Annotated in this window: 3 protein-coding genes and 2 pseudogenes; 2 read left to right on the top strand and 3 right to left on the bottom strand. The window is 68.7% G+C overall.

All coding sequences use genetic code 11. The features are described 5' to 3' along the window. Window positions 1-656: pseudogene (locus ABZ027_RS42985) on the bottom strand (hypothetical protein); the annotation flags it as partial. A gap of 197 nt (window positions 657-853) precedes the next feature. Here ABZ027_RS42985 and ABZ027_RS42980 point away from each other — a divergent pair. Then, window positions 854-1,387 (top strand): annotated as a pseudogene (locus ABZ027_RS42980) (transposase); the annotation flags it as partial. A 135-nt stretch (window positions 1,388-1,522) separates the two neighbouring features. On the opposite strand, the gene ABZ027_RS42975 reads toward ABZ027_RS42980, so the two are convergent. Continuing rightward, complete coding sequence (locus ABZ027_RS42975) at window positions 1,523-2,338, bottom strand: oxidoreductase (protein ID WP_356778535.1); 816 nt, start codon at window positions 2,336-2,338, stop codon at window positions 1,523-1,525. 742 nt (window positions 2,339-3,080) lie between these two features. After that, complete coding sequence (locus tag ABZ027_RS42970) at window positions 3,081-3,890, bottom strand: enoyl-CoA hydratase/isomerase family protein (RefSeq protein WP_356778533.1); 810 nt, start codon at window positions 3,888-3,890, stop codon at window positions 3,081-3,083. A gap of 571 nt (window positions 3,891-4,461) precedes the next feature. On the opposite strand from ABZ027_RS42970, the gene ABZ027_RS42965 reads away from it, so the two are divergent. Beyond that, a partial coding sequence (locus tag ABZ027_RS42965; RefSeq protein ID WP_356778531.1) for an ATP-binding protein occupies window positions 4,462-5,089 on the top strand: 628 nt, incomplete at its 3' end.

The raw sequence follows: 5,089 nt of genomic DNA, 5'->3' as shown, positions 1-5,089 counted from the left end.
GGCAGGGCTTCGGTGGGTACCGGCGCGAGAGCAGGATCGGTCAGCCACGGCGTCACCGATCCGCCCGAGACCGGAACGGACCAGATGGTGCCCTTCAGGCTGTCCGCGATGTAGAGGGTGCGTCCGGTGACGGCCAGCCCGTTGGGGCCCGAGTCGGCGGGCAGCGCGGCGACGCGCTGTGGGGTACCGTCCGCGCGCAGCTTGTACACGCCGTTGCGGTCCGCGTTGCCCGGGGCCCACAACGCGTAGTAGACGGTGCCGTCATTGCCACGGGCGTTACCGCTGATCGCCTCACCCACCTGCCCGGTGACGAGCACCGTGCGCTCTCCGGAGGCGGAGATGCGCATCAGCTCCGGACCGTGGGTGCGCTGGCACACCGCGCAGCTGCCGAGCATGGACAGGGTCACTGAGCCGTCGAGGTTGGCGGTGATGTTCTCGGGGATCTCGCCGGCTGCGAAGTCGAACGTCGCCGCGGTCGTCACGTCGGTGACAACGGACCCGCTGGACGAGCCTCCCGTCCATGCGGACGCGGACGGCGCCGATCCCAGGACGGCCGCCGTCGCGGTGACCGCCAGCGCGATCCCGACCTTCTTCTTCAGAAAACGCCTTGCGGTGGATGCACTGTGCCGGGCTGTGTGCTGGCGTTGCTGCTGCATGACTCTCCGTAAGTTGTTAGGCGGCCCGGGAGGGCCGGCGACTACAGCTCGCAAAAGGGCGCGCTGGTCCTGCTGACGGGCTACCAGACCCCGGCGGCTCTCCGCCGCCGCGGCAGGGCGAGGCTGACGGCCTGGCTGGCCAACCGCGGTGTGCGCGGTGCCGACGCCGTCGCTGCGACGGCGCTGGAGGCCGCCAGGCCCAGCAGACCGCGCTGCCCGGTGAGGACCTCGCCGCCCAGATCGTGGCCGACCTGGCCGTGCAGATCCTGGCCTTGGACAACCGGCTGAAGCAGATCGACAAGCAGATCCGTCAGACGTTCCGCAGCCACCCGCAGGCACAGATCATCGAGTCCCTGCCCGGCATGGGCCCCATACTCGGAGCCGAGTTCGTCGTCGCTGCCGGCGACCTCACGGCCTATGCCGACGCCGGCCACCTGGCCTCGGCGGCCGGCCTGGTACCCGTCCCGCACGACTCCGGACGCCGGACCGGCAACCTGCACCGGCCCAAGCGCTACAGCCGCCGCCTGCGCCGGGTGTTCTACATGTCCGCGCAGACCAGCATCATCCGTCACGGTCCGAACCGGGACTTCTACCTCAAGAAGCGCGGCGAGGGCTGCAAACACGTCCAGGCCGTCATCGCTCTGGCACGACGACGGGCCAGCGTGCTGTGGGCGCTCCTGCGCGACAACCGGGTGTTCACCTCCGTCCCGCCGGTCGCGCAGGCGGTTTGACTTCGTCATTGAGACTCCTTGGCAAATCAACGAGTGGCAGATCGATGGACTTCCGGCGACATCAGGGATGTCCGTGATGCCGGGTTATCGGAGACATTCGGGCGGATCTGGCACCCTTGAAGCCGGACCGGGGTGTCAGCCGGGCAGCCGGTTGTTCTTACGGATCTGCTTGTCGAACGTTCCGGCGGGGACGAGGCGGCGCGCCTTGGTGACGCGTGAGGCCAGCGGGCCGGCGGTGTAGCGCAGCTTCGGCTTCTTGTCGGTGGCCGCGGTGACGATCGTTTTGGCGACGACGGTGGGGTCGTCGCCGGCCTTCATCGCGTCCGCGATCACCTCGTCGAAGACGCGGCGCCGCTCCGCGTACAGGGGCAGCGGGGTGTCGGGCTGCGCGGCGTTGGTGTCGAAGCTGGTCTTGGTGTAGGCGGGCTGGACGAGGAGGACCCGGACGCCGTGCTCGCGTACCTCGTGGTCCAGCGACTCGGAGAAGCCCTCGACGGCGTGCTTCGACGCGACGTAGAGGGCCATGAAGGGCTGGGGGGCGACCCCGAGGACGGACGAGATGTTGATGACGCGTCCGCCACCCTGGGTGCGCATGTGCGGCAGGACGGCCTTCGTCATACGGATGACGCCGAGGACGTTGACGTTCAGGACGCTCTGGGCCTGGCTGACGGAGTTCTCCTCGACGGCGCCCGCCGAGCCGAGGCCCGCGTTGTTGACCAGGACGTCGATGCGTCCGAACCGGTCGATCACCTCCGCGACCGCGGCGGTGGACGAGTCGTCACTGGCCACGTCGAGATCGAGGTAGGTCACACCTGCGGGCGGGGTGAGCCCGGAGGTCTTGCGGCCGGTTCCGATCACCTCGAAACCCGCCGCGACGAAGGCGCGGGCCGCCTCCTTGCCGATCCCTGATGTGGCACCCGTCACGAGTGCCACCGGTCGAGTTGTCGCCATCACGTATCCCTGGGTTTGTATTACGTCCGTATGACTTACGTTCGTACGACCATATGCCGATCGTCGGTCGGTGGCAAGGGCTCAGGTCCGGCGATCCCAGAAAGTCGGGGAAACGTGGGGCGCGGCACAGGAAAGGCCACGAGTGGGTGACGCAGCAGGGATCCGAGACGGCCGGTCCTCGCGGGACCCGCCGCACTCGTCGACGGCGGCCTCGGTGCCGTCCTCACGCACCACTTCGGACTTGGCCATCCCAGAGCCCGCTACCGCAACCCGCAGGTTGGCTGCGGTCCGGCAAGGTCGCACCGGCCCGCATCCGGGTGGTTGAGGACGGCGGTGACCGCCCCCCTCTCGACGAGTGCCGGGGTTCTTCGTCAGGCGGTGGATCGGGGAGTGGGTGTGGCCTCGCACGGTGGGTGAGGGCGGGCGAGCTGTGGTGGAGCGCTGGCCTCGGCCGGTGAACCGCGCCCAGGCTCTGAGGGTGCGGTTGCGCGGTGTCCGGCGTGTATGGGCCTGCCTTGAGGTTCCATCCATCGTCGAGGTCACCGGGCACCTGCGCATATCGGCGGACACGGTCCGTCCGTGGGTCCGGGTCCTGCTGAGCGGCCGGACGGCCCGGTCGACGAGCCTCGGCCCGGCCGCCGGTCGTCGTTGTCGAACAGGTGGAGGCTGTGGTGAGCGTGACTTTGGAGGGGATCCCGCAGGCGTCATCCACTGGTCGCGAGCGGAGCCTCGCAGTCGGTGTTCACCGGCTCTCCTGACGTGCGATGCCGAGGTAGTGGCCCAAGCGGAGCTCCAGCTCTTCGGGACCCTTTTCGGCGGCGAGCTTCTCGAACCGGGGCAGGAATGCCTGGACCCCTGGCCAGGTCAAGGAGCTGAGGAATTCCGTGTAGGCCGCTCGCAGGTCGGCATCGGGCGGGAGCGTCGCCCGGTTGACCTGGGCCTTGGCGGCTGCCAGCGCCGTCTTGTCGAATGACGCCAGCCGGGTTGCCGCACCGTCCACGAAGCCGTCCAGTTCGGCGTCGGGAAGGGTGCGGGTCACCCATCCGTAGCGTTCTGCCGTGTCGGCGTCGTAGTCATTGCTGCTGAGGATGACTTCGAGTGCCCGGTCCCGTCCGATGAGTCGGGGCAGGCGTTCCGTGCCCCCGCCGCCGGGAAGGATCCCGCCGCCGACCTCGGGCTGGCCGAACACCGCGTGCTCGCGGCTGGCGTAGCGCAGATCGCAGGCCAGGGCCAGTTCGTCCCCGCCACCCCGGGTCCGTCCGCGGACGGACGCGATGCTGATGAACGGAGCTGTGGACAGCCGTACCACGAGATCGATCCACGCCGGCGTCGCCTCGGGATCGGACGGCATGAAGTCGGCAACCCGGTCGAGATCGAAGTGGTTGAAGAAGTAGCCGGGTGTACTGCTGGTGAAGACGACAACGTGAACCTGCGGGTCCTCGCTCAGCTCCGTGACGACCTCAACCAGTCGGGACACGGTCTCCCCAACGATGAGATTCACCGGTGGATTCGAGAATGTGATCTTGCGAATTCCTGGTGTCAGCCGCTCCACGCTGATCGTGCTGGGTTGCGTCATCGTTCGCTCCAAGGGTGACAGTTGGTCAGGGATGCGTGTTCGCCGGGGTGCCGTGAACTGGCAGAGGCGACGCCCAGAACCAGGTCTCGCAGACGCGTGGCCATGTCGTGCTTCTCCTTGCTGTTGCCTCGATGCCCCGATCCGCCCGACGGACGAGCGGGTCAGCCGGCCGGCTGGGGGCGCGGCGCTGCTGGCCCAGGGCGGGGCGTGGCGGCATAACGTGCTGACGCGGTCGACGGTCGGGACGGCGGGTAGCGCAGCCTCGGTTTCGGGTCCGTGACCGCCGTGGCGATATCGGCGTCCGTCACGACGAACGCTGAGCCACTGTCCTGCCGACGCTCCCGACCTCGGATCGCCGTCGCCATGTCCTTCTCCTGCGGTGGGGCGCGGGTTCACTGGTCACGCGCCCGACGCTACGGAGGAAGCGAGGAAAACGGATCCGTCACCGTGTCCGTCACCGTGTCGGTCAAGATATGGCCTGGTGTCGTTGAACTCGGGTTGCCGGCAGTGGCTCCGGGCGACCGCAGCCCATTAAGCTTTCAAGCAAATGGACCTGTACGGACGGCGCCAGGAGCAGGCAGCCCTTGACCGGATCCTTGACGGTGCCCGGCAAGGCGACGGGGCAACGCTGGTGCTGTGGGGTGACCCCGGCATCGGCAAGACCGCCCTGCTGGAATACGCGGCCGAGTCCGCGGCGGCGGACTTCACCGTCTTGCGATGCGGAGGCACTCGCCTTGAGTCGGGGCTGGCCTTCGCCGCGCTGCACGAACTGTTGTGGCCGGTAACGGAGCGGATCAGCACGCTCCCGGAGCCGCAGGCCAAGGCCCTGAACGGGGCGCTCGGTACCAGCACCGATGTGGCGGACCGGTTTCTGATCGGCGTGGCCGTACTGACGCTCGTCGGCGAACTGGCCAAAAAACGGCCGGTGCTCATCGTCGCCGACGACGCCCAGTGGCTGGACGAGCCATCCGCGCAGTGCCTGGCCTTCGCCGCGCGCCGGCTGCGCAACGAGCCCGTGGTCATGCTCTTCACCGGACACGACGGCCCCGTTGAGGGCCCCTGGGAGAAACTGCCGGCGAAGGAGGTCAGGGAACTGGGCGACGACGACGCCCGGCTCCTCGCCCGTGCCCTCGCTCCGCAAGCCGGCGAGTCGGTCATCCGCCGCACGATCCGCG

This window comes from Streptomyces sp. NPDC006332, assembly GCF_040612855.1.
In the GTDB taxonomy this organism is placed as follows: Bacteria; Actinomycetota; Actinomycetes; order Streptomycetales; family Streptomycetaceae; genus Streptomyces.
The sequence above is the reverse complement of the archived record's forward strand: the minus strand, read 5'-3'. Positions and strand labels throughout refer to the sequence as shown.